At 44.2% G+C, this 12538-nt stretch carries 12 protein-coding genes; 9 read left to right on the top strand and 3 right to left on the bottom strand.

The features are described 5' to 3' along the window. Window positions 1-11: 11 nt before the first annotated feature. Window positions 12-260: a 30S ribosomal protein S16 gene (rpsP, locus tag J6578_RS08460; protein WP_037407977.1), complete on the bottom strand. Its 249-nt coding sequence runs from the start codon at window positions 258-260 to the stop codon at window positions 12-14. A 407-nt stretch (window positions 261-667) separates the two neighbouring features. On the opposite strand from rpsP, the gene J6578_RS08455 reads away from it, so the two are divergent. The 5 genes from J6578_RS08455 (at window position 668) to prmC (ending at window position 7321) form a co-directional block, all read left to right on the top strand. Next, a complete protein-coding gene (locus J6578_RS08455; RefSeq protein ID WP_093092046.1) occupies window positions 668-1627 on the top strand; it encodes an acetyl-CoA carboxylase carboxyltransferase subunit alpha in 960 nt (319 codons plus the stop codon). Then, on the top strand, window positions 1605-2930 hold the full coding sequence (gene tilS / locus J6578_RS08450; RefSeq protein ID WP_239365488.1) for a tRNA lysidine(34) synthetase TilS: 1326 nt from the start codon (window positions 1605-1607) through the stop codon (window positions 2928-2930). The genes J6578_RS08455 and tilS overlap by 23 nt, the downstream gene beginning before the upstream one ends. 97 nt (window positions 2931-3027) lie before the next feature. Next, window positions 3028-3624 (top strand): sigma-70 family RNA polymerase sigma factor, encoded by a 597-nt coding sequence (locus tag J6578_RS08445; RefSeq protein WP_093092042.1) that lies wholly within the window; start codon window positions 3028-3030, stop codon window positions 3622-3624. 1402 nt (window positions 3625-5026) lie between these two features. Then, window positions 5027-6460, top strand: coding sequence for a magnesium transporter (gene mgtE, locus J6578_RS08440; protein ID WP_093092040.1), 1434 nt, complete (start codon window positions 5027-5029; stop codon window positions 6458-6460). 18 nt (window positions 6461-6478) lie between these two features. Beyond that, on the top strand, window positions 6479-7321 hold the full coding sequence (prmC, locus tag J6578_RS08435; protein ID WP_287954373.1) for a peptide chain release factor N(5)-glutamine methyltransferase: 843 nt from the start codon (window positions 6479-6481) through the stop codon (window positions 7319-7321). A gap of 106 nt (window positions 7322-7427) precedes the next feature. Here prmC and J6578_RS08430 read toward each other — a convergent pair whose 3' ends face one another. Both J6578_RS08430 and J6578_RS08425 read right to left on the bottom strand, forming a co-directional pair. After that, a complete protein-coding gene (locus J6578_RS08430) occupies window positions 7428-8078 on the bottom strand; it encodes a site-2 protease family protein (RefSeq protein ID WP_093092038.1) in 651 nt (216 codons plus the stop codon). A 65-nt stretch (window positions 8079-8143) separates the two neighbouring features. Next, entirely contained in the window at window positions 8144-8764 is a 621-nt protein-coding gene (locus J6578_RS08425; protein ID WP_100150219.1) for an L-threonylcarbamoyladenylate synthase, read from the bottom strand. Window positions 8765-8944: 180 nt separating this feature from the next. On the opposite strand from J6578_RS08425, the gene J6578_RS08420 reads away from it, so the two are divergent. The 4 genes from J6578_RS08420 (at window position 8945) to prfH (ending at window position 11981) form a co-directional block, all read left to right on the top strand. Then, complete coding sequence (locus J6578_RS08420) at window positions 8945-9412, top strand: macro domain-containing protein (protein ID WP_100120477.1); 468 nt, start codon at window positions 8945-8947, stop codon at window positions 9410-9412. 26 nt (window positions 9413-9438) lie between these two features. After that, on the top strand, window positions 9439-9894 hold the full coding sequence (locus J6578_RS08415; RefSeq protein WP_287954371.1) for a GNAT family N-acetyltransferase: 456 nt from the start codon (window positions 9439-9441) through the stop codon (window positions 9892-9894). Between the two features lie 342 nt (window positions 9895-10236). Beyond that, window positions 10237-11373, top strand: a complete 1137-nt coding sequence (locus J6578_RS08410) for an RNA ligase RtcB family protein (protein ID WP_287954369.1) — start codon at window positions 10237-10239, stop codon at window positions 11371-11373. Next, entirely contained in the window at window positions 11373-11981 is a 609-nt protein-coding gene (gene prfH / locus J6578_RS08405) for a peptide chain release factor H (RefSeq protein ID WP_287954367.1), read from the top strand. The genes J6578_RS08410 and prfH overlap by 1 nt, the downstream gene beginning before the upstream one ends. Window positions 11982-12538 lie beyond the last annotated feature (557 nt).

The following is a 12538-nucleotide window of genomic DNA, read 5'->3' as shown; positions in this document are numbered from 1 at the left end:
TTACTGCTGAATCAGGCCGCAGCCTTTTGCTCTTTAACCAGTTTGGCAACAGCTTCGCTTAATTGCGCGCCCTGCCCAATCCAGTGGTTCAAACGGTCTGCGCTCAGACGTACGCGTTCCTGTTTTTCATTGGCAACAGGGTTGTAAAAGCCAACGCGTTCGATAAAGCGACCGTCGCGACGGTTGTGAGAGTCAGTTACGACGATGTTATAGAAAGGACGGTGTTTAGAACCACCGCGAGCCAAACGGATAACTACCATTGTGTATATTCCTTAGTGAAAAAATCGAAGTAATTTTCTTCTGCCAATATAACAGAAAATCGCCAATTTTAGCGGGTAATTCCCAATTTTGGCAAGCTGTTAATGCATATTGTTGCATATATCCTGCTGTAGATTTATTTATTGCCGGATACTTATTTTGCTGACATGTTGGCTGATGCTGTCTGGGTAAGTTGTTGCTGTATATGGTTAAAATGTAATGAAATTTGGTAATGTTAGCTGGATATGCTGAAGGTGATTCAGATGTTTTCTATAATTATTTTTTATGGAAATCATGTGTTTATATATTATTTGTTGATATGCGGTATCAGGTTTTTGTTATTTGGGGCTGCATAGCTTCATTTCTTCGCGTATCATAGCTGCGACATGTTTTTGCGGATATCTTAACAATGAAACAGATTTTTTTGGATTTTGAACAACCTATAGCCGAGCTGGTACAGAAAATTGACGAGCTGCGCTTTGTGCAGGATGAATCGGCTGTGGATATTTCCGAAGAAATCGCGCGCCTGAAAAAGAAAAGCGATGATTTAACCAAAAATCTTTTTGCCAAGCTGACACCAGTGCAGATTTCGCAGGTATCACGTCATGCGCAGCGTCCTTATACTTTAGACTATATTGATGCGCTGTGTACTGATTTTGAGGAGTTGCACGGTGATCGTGCATTTGCTGATGATGCTGCTATTGTAGGTGGTCTGGCGCGCTTTAATGGTGAAAGTGTTATGGTAATCGGCCATCAGAAAGGTCGTGATACCAAGGAAAAAATTCGCCGGAATTTTGGTATGCCTAAGCCAGAGGGTTATCGCAAGGCTTTGCGTTTGATGAAGCTGGCAGAAAAATTTCAGATTCCTTTGCTGACTTTTATTGATACACCGGGAGCTTATCCGGGTATCGGGGCAGAAGAGCGTGGCCAGTCTGAGGCAATTGGTCGTAATCTGTATGAGCTGGCGCGGCTGCGGGTACCGGTGATTTGTACGATAATTGGTGAAGGTGGCTCTGGCGGGGCATTGGCTATTGCTGTGGGCGATTATGTAAATATGTTGCAGTTTTCTACCTATTCTGTGATTTCGCCGGAAGGTTGTGCTTCGATTCTGTGGAAAACGGCTGAAAAAGCGCCGGAAGCTGCTCAGGCACTGGGTATTACGGCCAAACGCCTGTATGAGCTGAAGCTGATTGATACTGTGATTGAGGAACCATTGGGGGGCGCTCATCGTAATTATCCGGAAATTATGCAGCGAGTTAAATCTGTGCTTACCCGCCAGCTGCAAGAAGCTAAAGGTAAACAGTTGTCGACTTTATTGACGCGTCGCTTTGATCGCCTGATGAATTATGGTCAGTTCAGCGGTAAATAAATTTTGTATCCAATTATGTGACAGTATTGCGCAACAATGGTCAGCCACTATGGCTGGCCGTTGTATTTTGTCTGTCGGTCTTAGTGGCGGGCTGGATTCGGTAGTTCTGTTGCATGCTTTGACTCTTTTACGTCACCGTTTGCCGCTTGAGGTGTCTGCCATTCATGTACATCATGGATTAAGCCGGTATGCAGATGAATGGGCTGCTTTTTGTCAGCAGTTATGCGCATCTTGGTCGGTGCCGCTAAAGATAGTTAAGGTGGATGTGTGTGCTGTCGGTGAGGGACTTGAGGCTGCGGCTCGTAAAGTTCGGTATCAGGTTTATGCTGATAGTGAGGCGGATGCAGTGGTACTGGCACATCACCGGGATGATCAGATAGAAACCTTTTTTTTGGGGGCATTGCGTGGAGGTGGTTTACGTTCACTTTCGGCTATGCCAGCTGTGCGCAAATTAACTGAACGTACCGCTTTGTGGCGGCCATTGTTGCATTTTTCACGCCAGCAGTTACAGGCTTATGCTGATGAGATGCAGTTGGTGCATGTTGAGGATGACAGTAACAGTAATTGTGCTTATTTGCGCAACTGGCTACGTCTGGATGGTTTACCTCACTGGCGTGAGCATTTACCGAATCTGGATACGCAGATTGAAGCAGCAGTTGGGCGCTTACAGGATGAGCTAGCTTTGCTGGATGAGGTGGTCGAAGCTGACTGGGCAATGATTCATGCACAACAGCAGGGATTTCAGATACCTTTATGGCGTACTTTGAGTGGGGTACGGCGCCGGCAGCAGTTACGCTTGTTTGCACATAAAAACTGTCTGGGGATGTCAACAGCGGCTGCGCTGATAGAATTTGAACGACAGTTAATGGAAAGTAAAAATGGTGCACAATGGTCTTTGCCTCAGGCTTGTATAATCTATTATGATTCCAGATTGTGGATTGACAGACATGAGGTCAACAGGCAATGGCGCTGGTTTGGACAGTTGCCAGTAGCCTGCCGGCAGTTGGTTGCTGCCCACTATTTGCAATGGAATCGGCATAGTTTTGGCTTGGCAGAAATTATTGCTGAGTGGACGGTGCGTCAAGTGCATGTTCAGGATACAATTGTTTTGCGAGGAGGAAGAAAAAAGGTTAAGAAATTATTACAGGAACGGAAAATTCCACCTTTTATGCGTGCTGTTTGGCCGGTCTTGTGTGATTCGAATAATCAGTGTGTTGCTGTTATTAATGTGGCTGTGGCAACTGATATTGGTGTGGTTAATGGCTGGATGCCGTTTATGGAGGATTTGCCTATCAGATTATAAATCAGAAAACTGATACTATATTTATCGCAGATTCAGCTGCTGATTAATGCAATAACGATAACTATTGATGCAATAACAATAATTAGAGGATACCAGTATGCATGATAACCGTACTCAACAGGTTGAAGAGCAGATGTTGGTGCGTAAGGCTCAGCAGGGTGATGCACAGATTTTTAGTTTACTTGTCAATAAATATCAACGTCGTTTAAACCATTTTCTGCATCGTTTTACTCATGATGAGCAAATAACGCTGGATTTAGTACAGGAAACGTTCCTCAAAGCTTATAAGGCGTTACCACAATTTCGTGCTGATAGTCAGTTTTATACGTGGTTATGCTGCATTGGAATGAATACAGCAAAATCTATGGCTGCTATTTCTGGGCGGGAACCTCAGATGATTACTGAGATTGTGGATGACGATGGCGAACAGATTGATGTTCTGGAATATCTGTCTGATTATCACACGCCGGAAGCGCAACTGCTTAATCGCGAATTGATTGATGCTGTGGATGAGGCCATTGATAATTTGCCTGTCAGTTTACGGCAGCCAATTATATTATCGGAAGTTAATGGTTTAACGTATGAGGAAATTGCTCATGTGATAGGTTGTCCGGTTGGTACTGTGCGCTCGCGTATTGCACGGGCTCGTGAAATTTTGTCGGTGCAAATTAAAACCAGATTTGAACGTGAATAGGAGATCAGTTTTGGCAATACTTCAGACAGTCCGGTATTTGTCTGTAGTGGGGCAGGAAAACTGAATCGGCTATAGATATGGCTTTAATTGGGTAAGTACTATGTGTATCTGACTATTTTGTGATGATGATATTAATGGTTATGGTGTGGTTGAGGCAGCAGTAGTTGGCGGTATGAAACCAGACATCAATCCTGAACGTGGATGTGAGCATCTGATATAGTAACGCTGGCAACAATCACTTTCAAAACCAATTTTGATACCGCATATATGCCTATCATCAGTCAAAGTCGCTTTTGCTCTGCTAAGCTCTAACTTTGTTACCGCCGTATATTCTTTCATAGTTCTTTCAAAGTATGGTTACTATTAATCTGCTAAACATAAAATAAGATTTAATATTTTTAATAAATATGTTGTTTAAGATTAATAACTTATGTTGTTTGGGCTGGTGTGATTTTGTTGTTTGCATATTTTGCTGATAATTGGATATGCGATATGAATTTTAAATGCAGAATTTTTATTGAACTATATGTATTAACTGCAATTTCTATACAAAAGAAGTTAGTCTATTTAGGGTGATAGGATAATACTTTTTATTACTGATTATATTATTGATAGTTTGGCTAAATTTGTACCATTTTATTGATACAATTTGCTATTCAGTGATTTTTTGATTTTATAATTCTCTATTATTATCATCATACCGAATTTCTGTTTCAGATAGGGTTATTTTAGCTAAATTATTATAAATTAATAAATAACGGATTCTTGTAGTGACCTTAGGTTTCGCCGGTAAACAAAAAATTGTTATAAAAGTAGTCATTACTTCGATTTTTTAGTTGATTAAATTCTATTCAGACTATTGTGTTTTTTTATGTTTTAAGTAAGCTGATGTTTTAAATCATCTGGTAAAAATACCTGAAAATAATCAATTCTATTATCGCTATTTTATTCTATGTCAATTAAAGCAAATGCTTGTGGCCGATATTGCTGTTTTTCGCATGAGTAAATTTGTTTGGTATGCTGGTTCTGCTTGATAATTCAATATTTAAAAAAGCAATTGAGCTAATCCGGCAATGGTTGCAAGTTCAATCAATGGTATCAGCGCATTAGGCTAAGACATCGGTTTGTAAAAAACGCTGAGCTAAATAGAGACTTATCTGAGTAAATTCCTGTGTATCGATCGCGGGAGAAATCATCAATCTTGGTAAATATTTTCTGCGCTGTTCCTTGATCTTGGCTTTAAGCATTGGCTGAAATCCGTGTACAATAATATATCCATAGCCTGCCAAAGCAGGCTTTAATTTATCATATCAGGCAAATACTGTTGCATTAGAGTATACGGCCTGTACTCACGGCGGGAATGCCCCGGATTGCACGGTGCAACAATTAGGACAACGATACAATGGATAACCACGGTAACTTCAGCGAGCAGGAACGTCTGCATCTAGACACTGACCATATTTGTGAGCTGGTTGCTACTCTTTTACCTGTTGCTGAATATATCCATTCGCACACTCAATCTTATTTACAGATGCCCGAGCAGCAGCAGGCACTGACTGAACTGATTGCTATCCTGCACGAATTACATCCTGCTGATATGGCCACCTTGCTGGAGTCATTGCCATTGCAGGAACGTATGCTGGTGTGGAAGCTGGCCACTCCTACTGAAGATGGTGAGGTGTTACTGGAGGTTTCAGATCCGGTACGTGAAACCCTGATTGAGAATATGGCACAGCAGGAGCTGCTGGCCGCCGTAGATAAGTTAGATGCTGATGAGCTAGCCGAGCTAGCACCGGATTTGCCCAAAGAAGTTGTTTATGAGGCGATAAGCAGCCGCGATGAAGAAGAGCGGGCGCAGATTACCGCCGCCATGTCGTTCGAAGACAATCAGGTTGGCGCATTGATGGATTTTGAGCTGGTTAGTATTCGTGCTGATGTAAGCTGTGAAGTGGTATTGCGTTATCTGCGCCGGTTTGAGCGTCTGCCCGACCATACTGATAAAATCTTTGTTGTCGATAATTATGATGTACTGCAAGGCGTATTGCCTATCCGCAGCTTACTGGTAGCCGATCCGGACTTGCTGGTTTCTACTGTTATGGCTGATGATGTGGTTACTTTCCGTCCAGAAGACGATGCCGAAGAAGCAGCCGCAGCATTTGAACGTTATGATCTAGTTACCGCACCGGTAGTAGACAATAATTGTAAATTAATCGGACGTATTACCATAGATGAAATGGTGGACGTAATTCGTGAAGAATCAGAAACCGATATGCTGAATATGGCCGGTTTACGTGAAGAGGAAGATTTGTTTGCACCAGTATTCGATTCGGTAAAAAACCGCTGGATCTGGCTGGCTGTTAATCTGTGTACGGCTTTTGTGGCCAGTCGCGTGATTGGCATGTTTGAACACTCAATTGAAAAAATTGTTGCTCTGGCTACCTTAATGCCGATTGTAGCCGGTATTGGTGGTAATTCCGGTAATCAGACTATTACCATGATTGTACGTGCCATGACTTCCGGTCAGATTAGTAATAGTCAGGCGTGGCGTTTATTGCGCAAAGAAGAGGGCGTTGCTCTCGTCAATGGCATTATCTGGGGCTCAGTGATGGGCTTAGTTTCCTATTTTCTCTATCATAGTGTCGGCATTGGTTTGGTGATGGTGGCTGCTATGACGTTGAATCTGTTACTGGCTGCTACTGTCGGTGTGCTCATTCCGGTGTGTATGCAGAAAGCCGGCCGTGATCCGGCACTGGGCAGCAGTGTGCTGATTACCGCTGTTACCGACTCCGGCGGCTTTTTTATTTTTCTCGGTCTGGCCACCCTGTTTCTGTTATAAACCAGTTCTGATAAGTAAATGATGAATGCTGATTTACCCATAACCATTGACGGCTGGTTACGCAACTGTGGCTTGCCACGGTTGGAAGCGCGTATGCTGCTTGCTCAGGTACTGGATATCAATTATGCCTACATTATTGCCCATGGCCAGCAACCGCTGAGTACTAGCGAACAGGTCAACCTGAGTCAGTTGGCACAGCGACGGCTGGCAGGTGAACCATTAGCCTATCTGCTTGGCTGGCGCGAATTTTACAGCCGGCGTTTTCAGGTTTCTACAGCAGTACTGATTCCCCGCCCGGAAACGGAACATCTGGTAGAGGCTGCGTTGGCACATTTGCCTGAACAGGGCACTCTGTGGGATTTAGGTACGGGCAGTGGTGTCATCGCAGTAACCGTTGCCTGTGAGCGCCCTGATGCGCAAGTATGGGCAGCAGACATCAGTAGCGAGGCACTGGCTATTGCATGTAGCAATGCTACGGCCTTACAGGCGAATGTGCGTTTCGGGCAAGGATCATGGTATCAGGCACAGCCACAGCCGGCACTGCATAGTGTAGATGTGATTGTATCCAATCCTCCGTATATTGCTGCACACGACCAGCATTTGCAGCAGGGGGATTTACGCTTTGAACCGCAGCACGCACTAACAGATAATCACAATGGTCTGAGTGCACTGGCAACTATTATTTCTGGTGCCGCAGCCTTTCTGCGTCCGGCAGGCTGGCTGTTACTGGAGCATGGGTTCGATCAGGGCGAAGCCGTGCGTGATATGCTGGCGCAACATGGTTTCAGCCAGATTCACACCTTACCTGATTTGGCTGGTCTGGATAGAGTAACTCTGGGACAAAGCAATATCCATCCCTGATTTGCCGCATCTAAAATTTTTCATTCAATATAAAAACATCAGGCCACAGAAACAAAGTCTGCGGCCTGATACAAGTTGTCATTACTTATTGCGGCATTAAAAATACTCAGAACAGATCAATTAAGATTGCCATCATTGACATAACCAAATTGACAAATGGCCGTAGTATAAAAGACAGTACGCCACTGATAATCATAAATATAATAATCCATGTGCCATACGGTTCCAGCTTGCGGTACTGCATCGAAGCACGAGGCGACAGAAAGCTGTCAACAAAGCGGGCGCCCGGCTGCGGCGGAATCGGCAGCAGACTGAAAAAGCAGAACACGGCATTAAACCGCATACCCATTATTCCCATCAGCATCATTGGTTCCTGAAAATACTCCGGTACCCAGCGACTGATAATCACCACAATCGTCCAGCCTAGACACATCAGCAGATTGGCCAGCGGGCTGGCAATGGCCACCAGACGCTCACCCTTGCGCAGATTAGTGAAATTACGCGGATCAATCGGTACCGGCTTGGCCCAGCCAACCATAAAATAACCCTGCAAAACAATCAGCGTAAAGGCTGGGACAATAATTGTTCCAACGATGTCAATGTACTTAGCCGGATTCAGGCTAAGCCTGCCCATCGTTTCAGCCGTACGGTCTCCACAATAACGTGCCATATAGCCACAGGCCGCTTCTGAAAGAGTAATGGCCAGTAAAATTGGCAAAATGGCCAACAATAGAAAAGCCAGATCAAATTTCTCCAAGGTACAATCCTTAAAACATAAATAAAAACCATCACACTAGGCACGATATAGTACCAGTTTGTCCTTTACAAACCAAATACAGCTGTATCACCTTTGCCTGCACGCACCAGTGTAATGCCTTCAGTCATATCAATTACCGTTGTCGGCTCCGTACCACACCAGCCGCCATCTATCACCAGATCAACCGTATGTTCCAGTTGATCACGTATCTCATACGGATCAGTTAAAGGTTCACTTTCGTGTGGCAGCATCAGTGTACACGATAACATTGGCTCACCCAGATTCTGTAATAACGCCAGCGCAATCCGATTATCCGGTACACGTAAACCAATGGTTTTGCGTTTGGGATGCAGTGTACGGGCAGGTACTTCTTTAGTTGCCTGTAAAATAAAAGTATAACTGCCCGGCGTTGTGGCTTTGAGTAAACGAAACTGGCTATTATCCACTCTGGCATAAACACCCAGCTGGCTTAGATCATGGCACATCAATGTAAGATGATGTTTCTGATCAATACCACGTAAACGCAGAATCCGTTCCATTGCCTCTTTGTTACCTAGCTGGCAGCCCAGTGCATAACAGGAGTCAGTTGGATAAACAATTACACCGCCATGACGAATAATATCCGCAGCCTGACTAATCAGGCGTTCCTGCGGATCAGTAGGGTGGATAGCAAAAAATTGTGCCATAAATGATTTCCTCTTCTTGTGTTCATCATTGCAATCAGTTATTGTAAACACAAGCGTGCCACCCTGATAAGCTTAATATGCATCTACTAGTCTTCAAGAGGTGTTACAGGCAATAAACAGACGCAGCACATACTCAGGCGGGCAATAAAATAAACAGAAATTCTGCGAGAAAAACTTATTATGCAGCCTGAAATTATCAGTGGAGATTTACTGGAACAACCTGTCGAAGTTATTGTCAATGCATGGAACCGGAATATTATTCCATGGTGGTTACTATTGCCACAGGGGGTATCTGGTGCCATCAAGCGAAAAGCCGGCTACGCACCTTTTCGCCAGCTAGGCAGAGCAGGGGCACTTAAATTAGGTTCCGCAGTTGTTACCAGTGCCGGTAAATTACCTTATCAGGCCATCATTCATGTGGCCGGCATCAACATGTTCTGGCGCGCCAGCGCTTATTCAATCCGCACATCAGTTATTTCCGCCATGAACATTGTTAATACCCAGAACTATGCGTCTGTTGCTTTCCCACTGATTGGCGCCGGTTCAGGCGGTTTCAGTCCGGAGCAGGCACTTGAGCTTATGCAGGAAACATTGTTACCGATTGAAACCAACGCACGGGTTATTATTGTTAAATATATGCCCACTTAATCAATAACTGCACAAGAAATTATTAAATGGTTGATCAAATTTCTATTGTTCGGGCAACATCAGAGCAGCTCGATGATGCTGCTTTACTGTTTGCTAGCTATCGCCAGTTCTACGGTCTGGCTGATAATCAAACAGAAAGCAGAAAATTTATTCAGGAAAGACTGGAGAAGCAGGATTCAGCCATCTTCATTGCCTATCATCAGCAACAAGCCTGCGGATTTGTACAGTTATATTTTTCCTTTTCTTCATTATTAATATCGTCCACTATAATCCTCAACGACTTGTATATCCCTGTAAACCATCGGCAAAAGGGCATCGCCACCCAGCTCATGCAATACGTGAAAAAATTTGCCCATGATGGTGGCTACAGTGGCATTTCATTATGCACCGCCAGTGACAATCACAAGGCAAGAGCCCTATATGAACAGGCGGGATATCAAATTGATAATCAATTTGTTTATTATTTTTTAAACTTAAAATAAACCCATAACAAAAGTGCCCGAAATAGCCAAACAGTAGTGAAATAGCCACACAATATTAAACATACTCAGCCTATCAGAATAAAAATGGCTGATTATTTTTGACTATCCGTAGAACATAATTTACAGTACGCCACTCTATCAAATCATCAACATTGCAATGGAAAGGAATAATTATGCTTGTACTACCTATCCCTTGCAGGTCAATCCAGGGCTAATCACCTCCTGATCCTTGGCTTCGGCCTGCCAATTTATTCTTCAGCACGCTAATCCTGTTCAGCCCCGATGAACATGGCTGACTATTGCTTGCTTATTACCAAATAAAAATAATTGGAATGGATCAGAATGGGCAATTCTATTCAGCCGCTGGCGGACAACATCACCCTGATAGCAACACCAGAACTCTGGTTAGAGGGCGAAGCCATCCAGCAGCTACAAACAACAGCAACACTTCCCAATATTAAATTGGTAGCCGGTATGCCGGATTTACACCCCGGCCGTGGTTATCCGGTAGGTGCAGCTTTTTTTACTACACAATATCTTTATCCGGCGCTCATTGGCGGAGATATCGGCTGCGGCATGTCATTATGGCAAACCACAGTAAAAATCCATGCCATGAATCAGGCCAAACTGATTAAACGTCTGGGCAATATCGACCAGCCCCTGTCTGAAGCAGAATGCATCAGCCTGTGGCCAGATATTCAGCCACTTGCGGAACACATGTATGCTTCCGGTACCATTGGCGGCGGTAATCACTTTGCCGAACTGCAAATGCTGGAAACCATTTATGCGCCGGAAACTGCCCGACAAATCGGCCTAAATCGGCAGCATCTACAACTGATGGTGCATAGCGGTTCGCGTGGTCTGGGCGGTGTGATTCTGGATAAACACATCCGCCAGTATGGCCATCAAGGTTTAGTTGCCGATAGCGCTGCTGGCAGCACCTACCTGATGCAACACAATCAGGCTCTGGATTATGCACAACAAAACCGGGAGCTGATTGGCCGGCGCATACTGGCCAACCTACGCGCGCAGGGACAAAAGCTGGTAGATATCAGCCACAACTTTATTGAGCCAGTCACCATTAACGGCGAATGCGGCTGGCTGCATCGCAAAGGTGCCGCAGCAGCCACGAAAGGACTGGTGATTATTCCGGGCTCACGGGGTGACTACAGTTATCTGGTACAACCACTGGATACAGCATCCGCCCTGTATTCACTGGCACATGGTGCCGGTCGCAAATGGCAGCGCTCAGCCTGCAAAGGCAGACTGGCCGGTTACTATACTGCTGAACAGCTTACCCGTACCGTACACGGCAGCCGCGTAATCTGCTGCGACCGTGAGCTCCTGTATGAAGAAGCACCACAAGCCTATAAATCAATCGACAGTGTTATTGCCGCCCTAGTTCAGGCCGATTTAATCCGGCTAATAGCCCGCTTCAAACCGGTAATCACATATAAAGTTCAAACGGAGAAAAAATAATGCAACTCTTGCAATTATCTGCCGCTTATGGACCGGCTGAATGCTGTCTGGCGGTGGTAAAAGCGTTGGCACGCTTACAATATGAGGCTAAACAAATGCAGGTGAAAGTTGAAATTGTGGAGCAGGAGCCAGCTAAACATGGACTGCATTCAGTACTGCTTACCTTGGAGGGTGCACAGGCCAAGGCATTGGCTGATAGCTGGCAGGGCACCATTCAATGGATTTGTCCCAGTCCTTATCGACCGCAGCACAAGCGCAAAAACTGGTTTATCGGAGCAAGCTGTTTTAATCCAACTGTTCAGCAGCAGTCTGATGAAATTGTCTTCGAGACCATGCGCGCATCTGGAGCTGGTGGTCAGCACATTAACAAAACCGAATCAGCAGTCAGAGCCACCCATGTGGCTAGCGGTATCAGCGTTAAAGTGCAAACTGAGCGCAGCCAACATGCCAACAAAAAACTCGCTGTTCTGCTCCTACAGCATAAGCTGGCACAGCGGGCGCAGCAGTTACAGGCAAAACATAAAGCTGCACAACATAAGCACCATCACCAGATAGCGCGCGGTAATCCGGTGCGAATATTTACCCAACTTGATTTCAAACCTTTATAGTCGTCTACAGGCAACCAGATGTATTCATGGTTGCCTGCCAGATATAGCAAGCAAATAGCCGGAACAATAGCTATACAGTGATATAAACTTACCGAAAACATCTACTAAACTGCTTTATTTATAATGCATTGACATTAACATACCAACTTAAACTACCATTTAAAACGTAGACCGCCACATAAGTTTTCAGACCAATTACCCGTTATCTTTCAACGACACTAATTTATAATATCCTGATACCTTGCATAGTACATGGTTTATTTTATTTATCTAAATTGGTATAATGTTAAGAAATTGTAATGTAAAAGACCGTCATAGCCATTCAAATTGTAAAATATTTACAATAAGGAGTTGTGAGATGAATCAATTCAGATATTTATTACTGCAAAGAACCTATCATTAGCTGAGCTATAAAGGTAATGATATATAACTGGGTGATTGTTTATGCCATTTATTTACCCATTATAATTACCAGCATGTAGCACAAACGCACAGAACTTTGCCGTTATATCAAACGGATTAACTTTATCTAAATCAAGAGCAGCTTAAAAACATCA

Source organism: Snodgrassella sp. (assembly GCF_024103505.1).
GTDB lineage: Bacteria > Pseudomonadota > Gammaproteobacteria > Burkholderiales > Neisseriaceae > Snodgrassella > Snodgrassella communis.
This window is presented reverse-complemented; position numbering and strand designations above follow the sequence as displayed.

Excerpts from the sequence above, each read along its gene's own strand:
- rpsP (WP_037407977.1), bottom strand. The coding sequence starts at position 260 with ATGGTAGTTATCCGTTTGGCTCGCGGTGGTTCTAAACACCGTCCTTTC.
- J6578_RS08455 (WP_093092046.1), top strand. The coding sequence starts at position 668 with ATGAAACAGATTTTTTTGGATTTTGAACAACCTATAGCCGAGCTGGTA.
- tilS (WP_239365488.1), top strand. The coding sequence starts at position 1,605 with ATGGTCAGTTCAGCGGTAAATAAATTTTGTATCCAATTATGTGACAGT.
- J6578_RS08445 (WP_093092042.1), top strand. The coding sequence starts at position 3,028 with ATGCATGATAACCGTACTCAACAGGTTGAAGAGCAGATGTTGGTGCGT.
- mgtE (WP_093092040.1), top strand. The coding sequence starts at position 5,027 with ATGGATAACCACGGTAACTTCAGCGAGCAGGAACGTCTGCATCTAGAC.
- prmC (WP_287954373.1), top strand. The coding sequence starts at position 6,479 with ATGATGAATGCTGATTTACCCATAACCATTGACGGCTGGTTACGCAAC.
- J6578_RS08425 (WP_100150219.1), bottom strand. The coding sequence starts at position 8,764 with ATGGCACAATTTTTTGCTATCCACCCTACTGATCCGCAGGAACGCCTG.
- J6578_RS08420 (WP_100120477.1), top strand. The coding sequence starts at position 8,945 with ATGCAGCCTGAAATTATCAGTGGAGATTTACTGGAACAACCTGTCGAA.
- J6578_RS08415 (WP_287954371.1), top strand. The coding sequence starts at position 9,439 with ATGGTTGATCAAATTTCTATTGTTCGGGCAACATCAGAGCAGCTCGAT.
- J6578_RS08410 (WP_287954369.1), top strand. The coding sequence starts at position 10,237 with ATGGGCAATTCTATTCAGCCGCTGGCGGACAACATCACCCTGATAGCA.
- prfH (WP_287954367.1), top strand. The coding sequence starts at position 11,373 with ATGCAACTCTTGCAATTATCTGCCGCTTATGGACCGGCTGAATGCTGT.